Annotated in this window: 16 protein-coding genes; all 16 read right to left on the minus strand. The window is 63.4% G+C overall.

The window, feature by feature from the left end; all coding sequences use genetic code 11:
• Positions 1-16: 16 nt before the first annotated feature.
• The 16 genes from ACODR9_RS22410 to hybD all read right to left on the minus strand — a co-directional run bounded on the left by ACODR9_RS22410 (position 17) and on the right by hybD (position 14,050).
• Positions 17-1,456: a nickel-dependent hydrogenase large subunit gene (locus tag ACODR9_RS22410; protein ID WP_488812540.1), complete on the minus strand. Its 1,440-nt coding sequence runs from the start codon at positions 1,454-1,456 to the stop codon at positions 17-19.
• Positions 1,453-2,454, minus strand: coding sequence for an NADH-quinone oxidoreductase subunit B family protein (locus ACODR9_RS22415; RefSeq protein WP_488812542.1), 1,002 nt, complete (start codon positions 2,452-2,454; stop codon positions 1,453-1,455). Before ACODR9_RS22415 ends, ACODR9_RS22410 begins: the two co-directional genes overlap by 4 nt.
• The gene (locus ACODR9_RS22420) at positions 2,438-3,877 is read right to left on the minus strand and encodes a sigma-54-dependent transcriptional regulator (protein ID WP_488812544.1); all 1,440 of its coding nucleotides are present in this window, start codon (positions 3,875-3,877) and stop codon (positions 2,438-2,440) included. The genes ACODR9_RS22415 and ACODR9_RS22420 overlap by 17 nt, the downstream gene beginning before the upstream one ends.
• An 85-nt stretch (positions 3,878-3,962) precedes the next feature.
• Positions 3,963-5,003, minus strand: coding sequence for a hydrogenase expression/formation protein HypE (gene hypE / locus ACODR9_RS22425; RefSeq protein ID WP_488812546.1), 1,041 nt, complete (start codon positions 5,001-5,003; stop codon positions 3,963-3,965).
• The gene (gene hypD / locus ACODR9_RS22430) at positions 5,000-6,118 is read right to left on the minus strand and encodes a hydrogenase formation protein HypD (RefSeq protein WP_488812548.1); all 1,119 of its coding nucleotides are present in this window, start codon (positions 6,116-6,118) and stop codon (positions 5,000-5,002) included. The genes hypE and hypD overlap by 4 nt, the downstream gene beginning before the upstream one ends.
• Complete coding sequence (locus ACODR9_RS22435; protein WP_488812550.1) at positions 6,115-6,342, minus strand: HypC/HybG/HupF family hydrogenase formation chaperone; 228 nt, start codon at positions 6,340-6,342, stop codon at positions 6,115-6,117. Before ACODR9_RS22435 ends, hypD begins: the two co-directional genes overlap by 4 nt.
• A gap of 43 nt (positions 6,343-6,385) precedes the next feature.
• Positions 6,386-8,701 (minus strand): carbamoyltransferase HypF, encoded by a 2,316-nt coding sequence (gene hypF, locus ACODR9_RS22440; RefSeq protein WP_488812552.1) that lies wholly within the window; start codon positions 8,699-8,701, stop codon positions 6,386-6,388.
• 3 nt (positions 8,702-8,704) lie between these two features.
• Positions 8,705-9,715 carry a hydrogenase nickel incorporation protein HypB gene (gene hypB, locus ACODR9_RS22445; RefSeq protein WP_488812554.1) on the minus strand — a complete coding sequence of 337 codons (1,011 nt, stop codon included), beginning with the start codon at positions 9,713-9,715 and terminating at the stop codon, positions 8,705-8,707.
• A gap of 74 nt (positions 9,716-9,789) precedes the next feature.
• Complete coding sequence (gene hypA / locus ACODR9_RS22450) at positions 9,790-10,131, minus strand: hydrogenase maturation nickel metallochaperone HypA (RefSeq protein ID WP_488812556.1); 342 nt, start codon at positions 10,129-10,131, stop codon at positions 9,790-9,792.
• Positions 10,124-11,137 carry a hypothetical protein gene (locus ACODR9_RS22455; protein ID WP_488812558.1) on the minus strand — a complete coding sequence of 338 codons (1,014 nt, stop codon included), beginning with the start codon at positions 11,135-11,137 and terminating at the stop codon, positions 10,124-10,126. Before ACODR9_RS22455 ends, hypA begins: the two co-directional genes overlap by 8 nt.
• Positions 11,134-11,598: a [NiFe]-hydrogenase assembly chaperone HybE gene (gene hybE, locus ACODR9_RS22460; RefSeq protein WP_488812561.1), complete on the minus strand. Its 465-nt coding sequence runs from the start codon at positions 11,596-11,598 to the stop codon at positions 11,134-11,136. The genes ACODR9_RS22455 and hybE overlap by 4 nt, the downstream gene beginning before the upstream one ends.
• Positions 11,595-11,819, minus strand: a complete 225-nt coding sequence (locus tag ACODR9_RS22465; RefSeq protein ID WP_199104447.1) for a rubredoxin — start codon at positions 11,817-11,819, stop codon at positions 11,595-11,597. The genes hybE and ACODR9_RS22465 overlap by 4 nt, the downstream gene beginning before the upstream one ends.
• Entirely contained in the window at positions 11,819-12,682 is an 864-nt protein-coding gene (locus ACODR9_RS22470) for a hydrogenase expression/formation protein (protein ID WP_488812562.1), read from the minus strand. Before ACODR9_RS22470 ends, ACODR9_RS22465 begins: the two co-directional genes overlap by 1 nt.
• Positions 12,679-13,119, minus strand: coding sequence for a thioredoxin domain-containing protein (locus tag ACODR9_RS22475; protein ID WP_488812564.1), 441 nt, complete (start codon positions 13,117-13,119; stop codon positions 12,679-12,681). The genes ACODR9_RS22470 and ACODR9_RS22475 overlap by 4 nt, the downstream gene beginning before the upstream one ends.
• Positions 13,119-13,442, minus strand: a complete 324-nt coding sequence (locus ACODR9_RS22480) for a HypC/HybG/HupF family hydrogenase formation chaperone (RefSeq protein ID WP_488812566.1) — start codon at positions 13,440-13,442, stop codon at positions 13,119-13,121. Before ACODR9_RS22480 ends, ACODR9_RS22475 begins: the two co-directional genes overlap by 1 nt.
• Positions 13,442-14,050: a HyaD/HybD family hydrogenase maturation endopeptidase gene (gene hybD, locus ACODR9_RS22485; RefSeq protein WP_488812568.1), complete on the minus strand. Its 609-nt coding sequence runs from the start codon at positions 14,048-14,050 to the stop codon at positions 13,442-13,444. The genes ACODR9_RS22480 and hybD overlap by 1 nt, the downstream gene beginning before the upstream one ends.
• Positions 14,051-14,666 lie beyond the last annotated feature (616 nt).

Below are 14,666 nucleotides of genomic sequence, written 5' to 3' on the forward strand. Positions count from 1 at the left end.
TGAAAGATAAGCTGCCCTAGTGCGTGGTGCACACCTGACAAGGGTCGAAACTGCGTACGATGTGCTGCACCTGCAAGGCTTGCGGGTCGCTGGCATCCACCCCTTCCAGCGCTTTTTCCAGCGGGCCGGGCAGGCCCTGGCTGTCGCGCGGCGAGAAATTCCATGTCGTCGGCGCGATGATCTGGTATCGGCTGATGCGCCCGGCATCCAGTGCTACCCAGTGGCCCAGCATGCCGCGTGCCGCTTCGGTCAGGCCGATGGCCTGGCTGTGCTGTGGCAGGGCGGGGGCGGCTAACTGGAAGGCTTGTTCCAGTTGCAGTGCGGCCAGCCAGTGTTCCATCAAGGGTACGATGCGCGCCACTTCGGTCAGGCGTGCCACCACCCGGCTCAGTACATTGCCGCCATGTTCCTGCACCAATGTCTGCAATAGCGGTTCACCCCGCAGCAGGCCACGGGCCAGCGCGCCGGTTTCGGCAGCCTGTCCGGCAAGGCGCGGGGCCTTGCTCCAGCTATAGCCTTCCGCCTTGTCTGGCAGCGGTACCGTATCGGTCTGCAGCGGAGCACTGGGGCCATCTCCGGCCAGCCAGCTGCTGTGGTTGTCCTCGCTGATATCGTCCAGCAGCAGCGGCTGGCGGCTGCCAGCCTGCCATACGCCAGCGGGGCTCCAGCTGCCATCCGGTGTGGCATAGGTATCCGCCGCAATAAAGCGGTCGTAGCTACGGCCCAGCGTGTGCAATTGCAGGCTGTCGGCAATCTGCAGAAAGCAGGCAAAGTCAGCGGTGGGGGCTTGCGCACGGTAGTTTGCCAGTGCTTCAGGAGTGTCCAGTGCGGCGATGGCTTCCAGTGGCAGGCCGAAGGTATGTTGTTCCAGATAACGGCGGAAAGTGCGCAGCCATTGCTGCAAGCGCACCCGCTCGGCTGCGCTCACCACCTTGGTGACGCCGCCCGGTTGCAGGCACAGGGTGTGTGGCCAATGGCCGGCCAGGCTGCCCATGAAGCGCATCAGGATGGCACGGGCTTCCAGCATCGGGGCCACGGCACTGCCGCGCTGGGCCTGAAAGCGGCTGAGTGTGTCGGCATGCCAGGGCTGTGACTGGTAATCGGCGCGGGCAAAATCCGGCATGAAAAACAGATAGAAATGGCTGAGGTGGTCGGCAATGTTTTCCACCGCATGGATCAGATTGCGCACATGCAGGCCATTGGGCGGCGGGCTGATGCCGTATAGCGCCGACAGCGCATTGGCTGCCGCCACCGATTGCGATACCGAGCAGATGCCGCAGATGCGCGGCACGATGGCCAGCGCGTCCAGCGGCTCGCGCCCCAGCAATATCCGTTCGAAGCCACGAAATAACGGCGCGGTGACGCGGGCGGCGCTGACCTTGCCGTCGGCAAAATCCAGCGTGATGTTCAGGTCGCCCTCGACGCGGTTGAAGGGTCCTAGAATGCGGCGGCTCATGCTTTGTTCTTTTTCGGCAGGGAGGGCGGCACGACAAGGCGGTCGCGGGTGGCATTCTGGCGTACGCGGGCCGGGGTGGCGGATTTGGACAAGGTGGCCAGCGCAACAAACCAGGCTTTGGGCATATCGGTGGGCAGGCCTACCGGGAAACCGGCTAGCTGCGGTGTGCTGAAAAAACCGTGGCCGGGGTCGGCAAAATCGGGCGCGGTGCAGTTGATGCAGGGGTAGCCGCCAGTCAGGCAGGAGCCTTCGCCATTCCAGCCCCGGCTGTTGCAATCGGCGTGGGCCTGGGTGCCCTTGCAGCCTACGTGTTCCATCAGGCAGCCCATCTGCCCCGGCGCGGTGGCGCTGGCCTTGAATTCGTAGAATTCGTTTTTGTCGCAGCCGTGATGCACCAGCTTGTCGGCATAAAAGCGCGGCCGACCCAGCGGGTCCAGATCGCTGGCCTGCAGGCTGTCGCTGGCCAGCAAGGCCAGGGTTTCCAGTACCCAGCCCGGATGGGTGGGGCAGCCGGAGATATTCACCACCGGCAGCCCGCCTGCGGCGTGGAAGTCCCCGCCCAGCAGTCCGCCCGGATGGTTACCGCTGTGGTTCAGCCCCACCGCACCGGTCAGGTTGTCACCCGCTGCGCTGATGCCGCCATAGGCAGCGCAAGTGCCCACGGCGATGACTTGCCCGGCGCGGCGCGCCAGTTGTTCGATCAGCGTGCTCATGGACTGGCCGTCCGGCAGCAGGTGGAAGCGCCCGGCGGCACCGGTCATTACCGATCCTTCCAGGCACAACATGTCCAGCGGCTCGCGGCCATCGGCCAGTGCTTGCAGCAGGTGCATGGCTTCATCCAGGCTTTGCTCGGCAAAGCTCGGGTGCCAGATCAGCTCGATGCCGATGTCGGCCAGGGTGGTAAACAGGCTGGGGGCTTCGGCATTCAGCAGCGACAGCGTGCAGCCGCCGCAGCCGCCGGATTGCAGCCATAGCAGGCGCTTATTTTTCGAGGCCATAGCGGGTCAGCTTGTTGCGCAGGCCCACGCGGGACAGGCCCAGTTCGGCGGCGGCGCGGGTTTTGTTCCAGCGCAGGCGGGTGAGGGTTTCGCGCAGGATTTGCTTTTCCAGTTCTTCCATGCGGGTTTTCAAATCGCCGGGCAAACCGGATAAAAACGCCAGCTCGGCGACTTGTTCTTCGGCAGCGGCTTGCAGCACTTCGGCGGACAGCAGCTCGGCCCCCAGCAAGTCGGCATCGCTCAATACCAGCATGCGGTTGATTTCATTGCGCAGCTGGCGCACATTGCCGGGCCAGCGGTAGTCCTGCAGGGCCTGCAGGGTGTCCTCGCCAAAGCGGGCGGCCGGGCGCTGATAATGATGGCGGGCGTCTTCCAGCAGCGCGCGCGCAATCAGCGGAATGTCCTGCGGGCGTTCGCGCAGCGGCGGCACGCTGACGGTAAAGGCGGACAGGCGGTAGTACAGGTCTTCGCGAAACTGACCGGCGCGCACCAGCTCCGGCAGCAGTTTGTTGGTGGCGGAAACCACGCGCACATTGACTTTGAGCGGGCGTGGGCTGCCCACCGGGCGGATTTCACCTTCCTGCAGCACGCGTAGCAGCTTGGCCTGGAAGGCGGGCGAGGTTTCGCCGATTTCATCCAGGAAGATGGTGCCGCCATCGGCTTGCTGAAACAGGCCGATACGGTCCTGGTACGCCCCGGTAAAGGCACCGCGCTTGTGGCCGAACAACTCGCTTTCCAGCAATTGTTCCGGCATGGCGGCACAGTTTTCCACCACAAAGGGGCGGTCGCGGCGATGGCTGGCATAGTGCAGGGCGCGCGCCAGCAGCTCCTTGCCCACACCGGATTCGCCCTCGATCAGTACCGAGATGTCAAACGGAGCCACCCGCGCCAGCAGCGCACAGATCTTGCTCATGCTGCTGTCCGGCGCACGGATGATATTGTCCATGGCCGAACGTTCGCGCATTTGCTCGCGCTTGCCGTCCACCCGCACCTTGAGCCAGGGTTCGGAGGATTTCAGCTCCACATTCAGCAGCTCGTTTTCTTGCTGCAGGCGGAACAGCTCCACCGCGCCCTGTACGGTGAGCAGCAGCGATTCCGGCCGCCACGGCTTGAGCAGGTACTGATAAATGCCTGCTTCGTTGACGGCGGCAATGATGTCGGCGTTGTCGGTGTAGCCGGACAGGATGATGCGGATGACTTGCGGGCAGCGCTCGCGTACCTGCTTGAGAAACGCCACGCCGCTCATGTCCGGCATGCGCTGGTCGCTTACCACCACCTGGATGAATTCCGAATCCAGAATCGCCAGCGCTTCGGCACCACCGCTGGCGGTGAACAGGGTGAAGTCGTCCTCCAGCGTGCGTTCCAGGGCTTCCAGTGAACGGATTTCATCATCCACCAGCAAGATGGCGGGTTTGGCGCGCATTGTTGTTATTCCCCAAGGTGTGTTCGGTATGGTGCGGGCTGGCTGGCCCGGCGGTTTTTATTGTGTGCAGTATCGGTCAAATGCATTAGCAAATGCGCGGCAGCATTTCGCCGCTTAGCCAGTCCAGCAGACGCTCGCCGCCAAAGTCGGTTTGCACCCGCACAAACTGGTGGGCATCCGCCACCACTTCGCCAATGATGGCCGCCTGCTGGCCCAACGGGTGGGCTTGCAGTGCTGCCAGCGCCGCTGCTGCCTCGGCTGCCGGACAGATGGCTACCAGTTTACCTTCATTGGCAATGTAGAGCGGTTCCAATCCCAGAAATTCGCAGGCGGCGCGCACGCTGGCCTGTACCGGGATGGCGTTTTCTTGCAGCCGCATGCCCACGCCGGACTGCTGGGCGATTTCATTCAGCGTGGTGGCCAGGCCGCCACGGGTGGGGTCGCGCATCAGGCGCAGGCCGGGGCTGGCGGCCATCAGGTCGGCAGCCAGCGTGTGCAGTGCCGCGCTGTCGGACAGAATGGGGCTGCTAAAGCCCAGCCCTTCGCGTTGCGACATCACTGCCATGCCGTGGTCGCCCAGGGTGCCGGACAGCAACACCACATCGCCGGGCCGGGCCTGATCGCCGGACAGCTTCACCCCGTCGGCTACCACGCCCACCCCGGTGGTGGAGATGAACACGCCATCGCCCTTGCCGCGTTCCACCACCTTGGTGTCGCCGGTGACAATGGCCACACCGGCTTCGCGCGCAGCGGCAGCCATGGAGTGCACGATGCGCGCCAGATCAGCCAGCGGCAGGCCTTCTTCCAGAATGAAACCGGCGGACAGATACAAGGGCTTGGCACCGCCCATGGCCAGGTCGTTCACCGTGCCATGCACTGCCAGGCTGCCGATGTCACCACCGGGGAAGAACAAGGGCGAGATGACGTGGCTGTCGGTGGCAATGGCAATGCGTCCGCCCGGTGGCGGCAGGATGGCCTGGTCATTGCCCTGCGCCAGCCAGTCGTTGGCAAATTCGGCGGCAAACAGCTCGCTCACCAGCTGCGCCATGGCGCGGCCACCGCTGCCGTGGGTGAGGTTGACCAGACCGTGCTTGAGGTCGAGCGGGCGGGTGTAGGGTTTGCTCATGCCGTAGCTCCTTGCACGAAACGGCCATAGTGATAATGCGCGGCACAGGCGCCTTCGCTGGACACCATACAGGAGCCCAGCGGGTTATCCGGGGTGCAGACAATGCCGAATACCTTGCAGTCTTGCGGCTGCTTTTGCCCGCGCAGGATGGCCCCGCACTCGCAGGCCTTGTGGTCCGGCACATGACGGTAGGGCAGGGCAAAGCGCAGCTCGGCGTCAAAGTCGGCAAAGTCCGGGTGGATGGCTAGTGCGGAGTGCGGTACCTGGCCCAGGCCACGCCATTCAAAGCTGTCGCGCAGCGTCATGGTTTGCGCCACCCGCTCGCGCGCCTTTTGATTGCCCTCATGGGTAACGGCGCGGCTGAACTGGGTTTCCACCTCGGTGCGGCCCTGATTGATTTGTTCGATCAGCATGCCGACCGCTTGCAACACATCCAGCGGTTCGAAACCGGCAATCACCACCGGCTTGGCAAATTCCTCGGCCACGGCGGCATACGGCGCGCTGCCAATCACGGTGCTGACGTGGGACGGGCCGATGAAACCGTCCAGTTGCACTGCGTCGCCCGCCGCCAGCAGATGACGCATGGCCGGTGGGGTGAGTACGTGGTTGCAGAACACGCTGAAATTGGCCAGCTGTTCCTGCCGCGCCTGCAGCAGCGCCAGCGCGGTGGGCGGGGTGGTGGTTTCAAAGCCGATGGCAAAGAACACCACCTGTTTTTGCGGGTTGTCGCGGGCAATCTGCAAGGCGTCGCTGGTGGAGTACACCATGCGCACATCGGCACCTTGGGCACGCGCCTGGTACAAGCTCATCTTGTTGGAAGCCGGTACGCGCAGGGTGTCGCCATAGCTGCACAGGATGACATCCGGGCGCAGCGCCAGCTCGATGGCGGAATCCACCCGGCCGATGGGCAGCACGCACACCGGGCAGCCGGGGCCGTGAATCAATTTGATGTTGTCCGGCAGCAGGCCGGTAAGGCCGTAGCGGGCAATGGCGTGGGTGTGGCCGCCGCAAAATTCCATCAGCCGGTATTGCCGATCCGGCTCTACCAGTGTGCGGATGTGGGCAGCCATGCCACGGGCGATGTCACCACGGCGGAATTCGTCTACATACTTCATGCTTGCTCCCCGGCGGCCAATTGGTCCATCAAGGCCAGGGTACGGGCGGCTTCTTGCGGGTCCAGTTTGCCGATGGCGTAGCCCACATGCAGGATGACGTAATCGCCCTCCTGCGGGCTCTCGATCAGGGCGACTGATACTTCACGGCTGACGCCGTCTACATCAACGACTGCCATCTCATCGGGCAGCAGCTGGCTGATTCTTACCGGTATGGCCAGGCACATGATTTCTGCTCCTTATTATTGTGTTTGCCCTTGCGCAGCAAGGTCAGGACAGTCCGTCCTGCGTTTTGCCCTGTTGCAGACGTTGCCGCGCCACCCAGGCCTGGCCCAGGCTCAGCCCGCCGTCGTTGGGCGGCAAGTGCCGGGCGGTGTACACCTGCAGGCCGTTATCCCGTAGCAGCGGCAGCAGCTGTTGCAGTAACTGACGGTTGGCACAGCAGCCACCGGCCAGCACCAGCTGGCGCATGCCGGTAGTGCTGGCCGCCACGCTGGCCCAGTCAGCCAGCGCGTGGGCCAGCGTGGCATGCCACAGGCTGGCAATGGCTACCGGGTCGGTTAGTTGCAGCAGCTGGCGTGCCAGCGGGCCGAGGTCCAGCAGATTGGCCGGGGAAACCTGCCAGCCGCCCACCAGTGGCGCGCAGTTGCTTGCCATGGCTTCCAGCTTTTGCGCGGCCTCGCTCTCGAAGCTTTGCTCCGGGCAGATGCCAGCCAGGCCGGCAATGGCGTCGAACCAGCGCCCCATGCTGGTGGTGTCCGGGCAGTTGAGCCCGGTTTCCAGCTGGCGCAACAGCAAGGGGAGGCCGGGATGATCTTGCAGGTGGGCAGGCAAGGGCAGATCTGACGCCAGCCGGTGCCACAGCCCCACGGCCATGCGCCATGGTTCCCGCGCGGCCTTGTCGCCACCGGGCAGCGGCAAGGGGGTGATGTGGCCCATGCGCTCGCAACTGGCCCCTTCCAGCATCATCAATTCGCCGCCCCAGGCCCCGCCGTTTTTGCCCAGGCCAAAGCCGTCCAGCGCCAGCCCCAGCAGCGGCCCGTGCAGGCCCTGTTCGGCCATGACGGCGGCCAGATGGGCATGATGGTGTTGCACTGGCAGCAAGGGAATGCCCAGTTGTTGCGACCATTGCTGTGCCAGCTGGCTGGAAAAACTGTCCGGCTGCAAGTCGCAGGCAATGGCTTGCGGTGTGACGCCGGTAAGGTCCAGCAGATGCTGGGCGGTTTGTTCCAGCGATTCACAGCTGAGCGGGTGGTCCAGATCGCCTACATGCTGTGATACGAAGGCTTGTTGGTCGCGCAATACGGTGACCGTGGTCTTGAGATAAGCACCCAGCGCCAGCACGTCCGGCCCGCTATCGCTCAGTGGCAGCGGGTCGGGTACAAAGCCACGGGCGCGGCGATAGAACAAGGGCTGGCCGTCCTGCACCGCCAGCACGCTGTCGTCGCAGCGGGTGACGATGTTGCGGTTGTGCAGCAGGAAGACATCGGCCACCTTGTTCAGCCGTTCGCGTGCTTCCTGATTGCTGGTGACAATGGGCTCGCCCGACAGGTTGGCGCTGGTCATCACCCAGATGCGCTCGCAGGCTTGTTCACGCCATTCAGCGTGCTGCGGCTGCCCCAGCGCTTCGTGAAACAGCAGCCATTGCAGCGGGGTATAGGGCAGCATCACGCCGATGGCGGCAATGCCCGGTGCAATATCCGGCATCAGCTGGTCGGCCTGCGGTTTTTTCTGCAGCAGCACGATGGGGCGTTCCGGGCGTTGCAGCCAGGCAGCTTCTTCTGCGCTGACTTCGCAGAAGGCGCGTACCGATTCCACATTCAGCGCCATCACCGCCAGCGGCTTGCCGGGGCGATGCTTGAGCTGGCGCAGGCGGGCTACGGCTTGCGGATTGGTGGCATCGCATACCAGGTGAAAACCACCCAGGCCTTTCATGGCAATGCTGCGGCCCATGCGCAGGATCTGCCAGGCACCATGCAGCGGATCCCCATTAAGGGAGATGCCAAAGCGGTCGGTCAGCTGCATCTGTGGACCGCAGGTGGGACAGGCGGTGGGTTCGGCATGAAAGCGGCGGCTGTGCGGGCTTTGGTATTCGCTGCGACAGGACGGACACAGCAAGAAGGGCAGCATGCTGGTGTTGGCGCGGTCGTAGGGCAGGCGGTGCGTAACGGTGTAGCGCGGGCCGCAATCGGTACAGTTGATAAAGGCGTAGCGATAGCGGCGGTTGCTGGGGTCGAACAGCTCGGCGAGGCAGGCCGGACAGGTGGCGCTGTCTGCCGGCAGGCGTGCCTGGGTGGTGCTGCCGCTGCTGCTGCGGATTTCAAAGTCGTCTTCATCCGGCAGCGGGTCAAGCTGGCTTTGCTGCATGCTGTCGATCTGCGCCAGCGGTGGCAAATCCTGTTGCAGATGCTGCTGGAAGGCATCCAGCTGGCTGCTGCTGCCCTGCAGCTCGATGGTGACGCCTTCGCCGGTGTTGAGCACAAAGCCGGATAGGCCCTGGGCCTGGGCGGTACGCCAGATGAAGGGGCGAAAGCCCACTCCCTGTACCCGGCCCCGTACGGTAAGGCGCAGTCTTAGTGTGGACATGATTCAGCGGCGCTCCTGCAGCTGTTGTTCCAGGGCGGCAATCTGCTGGCGCAGGCGCGCTACTTCGCGCTGCTTCACCAACTGGGCATCGTTCATTTCCAGCAGCAGCCAGTCAATCCACAAGTCCATGCCGTCACCGTTCTTGCTGGACAGTTGCAGCACCTTGATACGCGGGTTGACGCGGCGGGCATTGGCAATGCACACGTCCACGTCGAAATCCAGATGGCGCAGCAGGTCGATCTTGGTTAGCAGCATGATGTCGGCGGCGGCAAACATGTCCGGGTACTTCAGCGGCTTGTCCTCGCCTTCGGTGACGGACAGGATGGCCACCTTGTGCGCCTCGCCCAGATCAAAAGCCGCCGGACACACCAGATTACCCACGTTTTCAATCAGCAGCAGGCTGTCGTCGGCCGGGTTCAGCTGTTGCAGCGCCTGGCCCACCATGTGGGCATCCAGATGACAGCCCTTGCCGGTGTTGATCTGGATAGCGGGCGCACCTGCCGCGCGGATGCGCTCGGCGTCGTTGCTGGTTTGCTGGTCGCCTTCCACCACATACACCAGGGTGTCGCTGCCCAGTTGGCGGATGGTTTCGGCCAGCAGGGTGGTTTTGCCCGAGCCGGGGCTGGACACCAGATTCAGCGCAAAGATGCCACGGTCACGCAGCCACTGGCGGTTTTGCGCCGCATAGCCATCGTTCTTGGACAAAATGTCCTGCTCAATCTTCACCATGCGTGTCTGGCTCAGGCCCGGTGCGTGGGCGTGGGCCGCACCCTGGCCGTAATGCAGTGCTGCGCCGCCAGCCTGCAGGCTGAGCGTGGGCTGGTGTTCTTTCCCGCTGTGCGCTGCTGTGGCGGGTAGCGGGTGGGCATGATGATGCTGGTCGTGGTCGTGGTCGTGGGAATGGCCATGGTCATGGCTGTGCGCATGGTGGGCGCGATAGGGAAACTTCACGCCGCCGGGAGCCCGGCCTTCAATCTTCACATTACCTTTGCTGCAGCCGCAAACGGTACACATTGCTGCCTCTCCTTGTTTTTTCGTTCTGATGGCTGCGGCCGGTGGCCACTTGCCGGTATTCATGGGCGGGGGGCTTATTCCACTTCCAGTTCGCTGACGCGCATTTCATCGCCGCCGGTTACTTGCACCTGATGCTTGCCGCACTGCGGGCAGGCGTCGAAACGGGCACTTACTGTCACGCGCTGGCTGCAGGCCAGGCACCAGCCTTCACCTGGCTGGCGCACAAAATGAAACTTTGCCCCGGCGGCCAGCGAGTCACGGCTGACCACTTCCAGGCAAAAATCCAGTGCTTCCACTTCCACTCCGGCCAGCTCGCCAATGCTCAGCCATACCTGCTTCACCCGGCTGAAGTCCTGCGCCTTGGCCTGGTCTTCCAGCAGCTGGATGATGCCTTCGGCCAGTGACATTTCATGCATATTCGGTTTCCTTGCTTACGCTATACCCCACACAGGGGTCGATCAGGCTGATTTGCTGTTGCCATTCTGCGCCTGACGCCGCCGCCGTAACACCCAGACTTACCCTTAGCAGCCCCTCCGGGTGGGTGTGCCACAAGGTGGGCGGCACCACCCGGTAACGGCTGATGCGGCCTGCTGCATCCAGTGCCGCCAGGTGTAGCAGCGGACCGCGTGCGGTTTCCACTAGTGCCAGCGCACCATCAGGCAGGCTGGCGGCAGCGGCTTGCAGCAGGGTTTCTGCGCTCAGCCAGCGCGCCAGTTGCAGCAGCCGTGCCAACAGGCGTGCACGCGGACGTAAATGCTTGGCCAGTATGCCGGGCAGATGGGCGGCTTCGCGGGCCAGTGCGCTCACCTCGCGCGCTTGCCCTTGCCACACCGGCCCGCCGGGGCGTAGCCAGTCGGCCAGGTTGTCGGCCAGCATGTCCGCAGTCAGTGGTGGCAGCAGCGCGCAGCCAGCGTGGGCCTGATCCAGCATGCCCAGCCAGCGCGCCGGGGCGGTATTGCCTTGCGTCAGCCAGGCCAGCCAGCCGTCTTCCCCGCGTTGTAGCCAGTGGGCGCAGTCTTCACCGTAGACAAAGGCTTCAGCCAGGCTGCGCAGCGCAGGCAAGGTTTGTGCGGCGCGCCATTGTGCGGTCCACTGTGCGGCAGCTGGCTGGCCATCAAAAACCTGCGACCAGTCCAGCAGCAGCTTGCGCAGGGTTTCGCGCACGGCCTCCTGCGTTAGTTGCTGGCGTTCGGCCAGGCTGGCGACTGCCTGCGCGCCTGCGGCCTGGCACAACACCAGCCGGGCTGCCAGCGTTTGGGCCTGTGCACACAGGGAAAACAATAGCGGCGTCATGGCAACCGCCTGCTGGGCCGACTGGCCGATGAACAGGCGCTCGGCTTCACGGCGTGGCCAGCTTACGCTGACGGCAGCGGCCCTGTCCTTGTTTTGGCTCAGATGTATGTGGATCAGATCGGCTTTCATCGGCCCAATCCAAACAGGCGGCGGCGCGACAGATCCGGCGCGGCGGGCTGGGCCGCTGGAAACAATAGCTTGAGCACTTCTTCTGCGGTGTTGCAGGCGCTGGCCTGATCGGCAAACTGCAGTACCGGCGAAAACAGCGAGCACAGCCGGTAATCGCCCAGCGCGGTTTCATGCCCAGCCATGAAGGGCAGGGCGTCACCCGGCAGTACCACCACCACCTCGCCACCCGGCGGTACCGGCGGCAGGCTGTCCGCCGCTGCGGGCAGCAACAGCAGGTTCATGAACCAGGGCGTGAGCAGTACGCCCACCCACAGCAGGCCGTGCGGGCCGTCCCATTGGCGAAAGCCAATGGCCTGTACCTGCAGCGCCGGGTTGAGGATGGGGATGCCCTGCATGCGGGTGTCGGCAATCTGGCGGAACAGGTTTTCCAGCTGCGCGGCGGGATTGATGCCAGGGTTCATGCCGGGGCGTCCAGCACCATGAACTGGTCACGCGCACCATCGCACACCGGGCAGCGCCAGTGTTCCGGCAGCGCGGAAAACGGTGTGCCGGGCGGAATCTGCCACACATCGTCGCCTTGTGCCGGGTCGTACACCCACCAGCAGATTTTGCACTCCATGCGGGCGTCGTCTGCCAGGCTGGCGTCGCGTCCCAGATAGGAGCCTTCAAAGCGCCCGTCCATCAGTATTCCCCTTGCAACCACTGCCAGGCTTCTTGCAGGCGGTCCAGCGAGTCGGCCAGGTCGTCCTCCGAGGCCAGCGCCACTTCCGGTATGCGGGTGATTTCCAGCGTATCCAGCAAAATGCTGTTCATGCCGTTGAAGTACTGCACGCGCCAGACATTGGCCAGCGAGGTGGCCATGATGCGGCATTTGCCATAGCCACGGGAAAACACCCCGCTATTGCCCGGCCCCAGCAAGGCATCCAGGCAGTCCATGTCGGCCGGGCTCATCGGCAGCAGCGAAAAGTTGATGATGTGGGCTTCATCACCGGGGTGCTGCATGGCGGCGGCAATTTCGGTCAGCACTGGCCCGGCGTTCATCAGCTGGTCGGGCAGGGTGGGGATGTCCAGCGCGGCCTTGCCAAAGGCACGGGCGGCCTGCCATACGGCGGCGGGAATCGGGCAGGCTTCAATGCGGTCGGCCAGCAGCTGGCCGTCGGCACTGCTTTCCAGCACGCGCCAGACACCGGCAAATACCGATTCCTGTATGTCCAGTTCGCGCCCGTCCAGCAGTTTCACCCGACAGGACACCTCGCCCTCACCCAGCAGCTGGTTGATCAGCTGACGGTTGGCGGTGTCAAGCTGGCTGATGTCCTGCACCGGGTAGTTTTCCGCATCCCCCTTGTAGCCTTGCAACTGGGCAATCAGCTCGGCAATCACCTGTTTGGCGGCATGCAGGTGTTCCACTTCTTCCGAAGTGGGCAGGGTGGGCTGGTCGAAACTGTCGATTTCGCGCGGCAGCGGCATATAGGCCAGATCCGGGTCTTCCGGCTGCGAACCGGGGCCAAGGCCGACGACGGCGACGGGGAAGGGTTTGATGTTCATGCGCAACCTTTCTCACTGCGGGCACTGGTAACCGCAATGCCAACCGAAGGCGGTCGACGGGTGGGGGCGGTGAGTTTGTCGGCAACGCTGTGCACGATGTCCGGCCAGTCTTGCAGACCGGCGATGATGCCCACGTATTCGCCCCGGCGCAAAAACAGCAGGGCGGGGAATTTCAGGATGCCAAAGCGTTTGGCAATAGCCTGGCTGGCGGGCAGGTCGGCATAGGCCACGCGGAAAGTATCGGCGGGGAATTCACGCAGCACTTCCGGCACGATCACTACATTGTCCAGTACTTCCGGGTATTTCACCGGGTCGGCATTCAGCATCACGATCAGGTTTGGCGTGGTGCTGGCCAGGCTGTCCAGCCCGTCGGCATCCACGGCCTGGTAGCCGGTGTCCGCCAGTCTTTGCAGCAGATTGTCTTGCGGCGTGCTCATCAGGAGGGTTTCCTTTGTGCGTCGAATTGCGCTTGCAGATGCGGTGGCAGTTGCGGCTCGCGCTGATTGAGGTCTGCCAGATGGATGGCCGGGTCGAAACGCCCGTTCATGGCGGCATCCAGTGCGGCCAGCGCGTCCAGGATGTCGGCAGCGCGCTCTGCGCTTAGCACTTCGCGTGCTGCGCCCATGAAGACTAGCAGCCAGTCACCGGGCTGCACCGCGCCCACCAGCGACAGGTCTACCGTTTGCCATTGCCCGGCGTGCTGACAGTCGGCCACCAGTTCGTGGCTGCGTTCTACCTGCATGGGGATGCCCAGGCACATTAGTCTTCTCCTTGCAGCACGCGGTCGTCACCAATGCGGCAGGCAACGGCTGCCGACGGGCGTTCATCTTCATAGCGCTGCATGTCCAGGCTGGCGTGATTCAGCCGGTCATCGTCCTGGCGCGGTGTCAGGCTGACGCCCCAGTCGCTCAGTTGCTGCACGGCCAGTGCAATGGCCGGTTCCAGCTGGGCACGTACCGCGTCAGTCAGGCTGCCGCCGTAGTCTTCCAACTGCACCGGCTGCACGCCAATCAGCACAATCTGGCCCGGCAGATTGCCTTTGAGGTCGGCCAGCGCCAGCACCTCGGAAAAACCGGTCTGGTGCAGGCTCATTTTCTTGGCGGTGAGATAGGCCGGTACGGCATCGTCGCGGTACACCTTGAGCGTGCCCGGCGCGAGGCCAAAATCGATGGCGTCAAGCAGGATCAGCCGGTCGGCCTCCTCCACATAAGGCAGCAGCAACAGGCCCTGGGTGCCGCCGTCCACGACGTCGACGTTGGCGGGGAGCTGATAGCGGGCAAACAGCTGCTCGGCGGCGCGGACGCCAAAGCCTTCGTCGGCCCAGAGCAGATTGCCCAGCCCCAGGATGGTGATGTGTGCGGTGTGCATGGTGTCGAGACGCTGTAACGGAGTGGGTTACAGATCAAGATTCATGCCAGTGCCGGACTTGCCGGGAATATGTGCCGGATCAGGGGCTTGAGGCGTATTCCATACGCAATGCAAGGACATTTCCCTGGCAAATGGAAAGTAAAAGTGCAAACCATCTAACCAGTAGTGATCAGGTAGCTGCCGTGAATGGACGTATTCCCGGAAATGGACATGGCTGATGTGGGAATGGCGGTCGGCTGGCGGTGAAAACCGCGTTGGGCATGCTACTGGTCAATGAAGGCTGCGGTCGTCCTGGACGCAGAGCCAAGTACCTTGCCGTTGAGGCTGGCGGCGCAGTGAATGACGATCAGATTGATGGTGCGGGACACGATTTTTCCTCATGCAGGATATGAGGCAAATCGTAGGGAAAGTCAGGAGGAGGGTGGTTTGGGAAGGGGTTCGGTACAAGCGTCGGGCACAGCAGGATCACGGTAGGGAGTGATTTTAATGTGGCTGCTTTTAATGATAAGGTTATATAGCTACAATAATTGCTGGTTGTTGCTTAAGGCTTTTGTGAGTAATTTGAATCGCCCCGGCTTCTCTAGACACTCTTGAGCCGTTGGAAATATTGCTTCTC

The sequence above is a fragment of the Aquitalea sp. FG25 genome, from assembly GCF_057809375.1.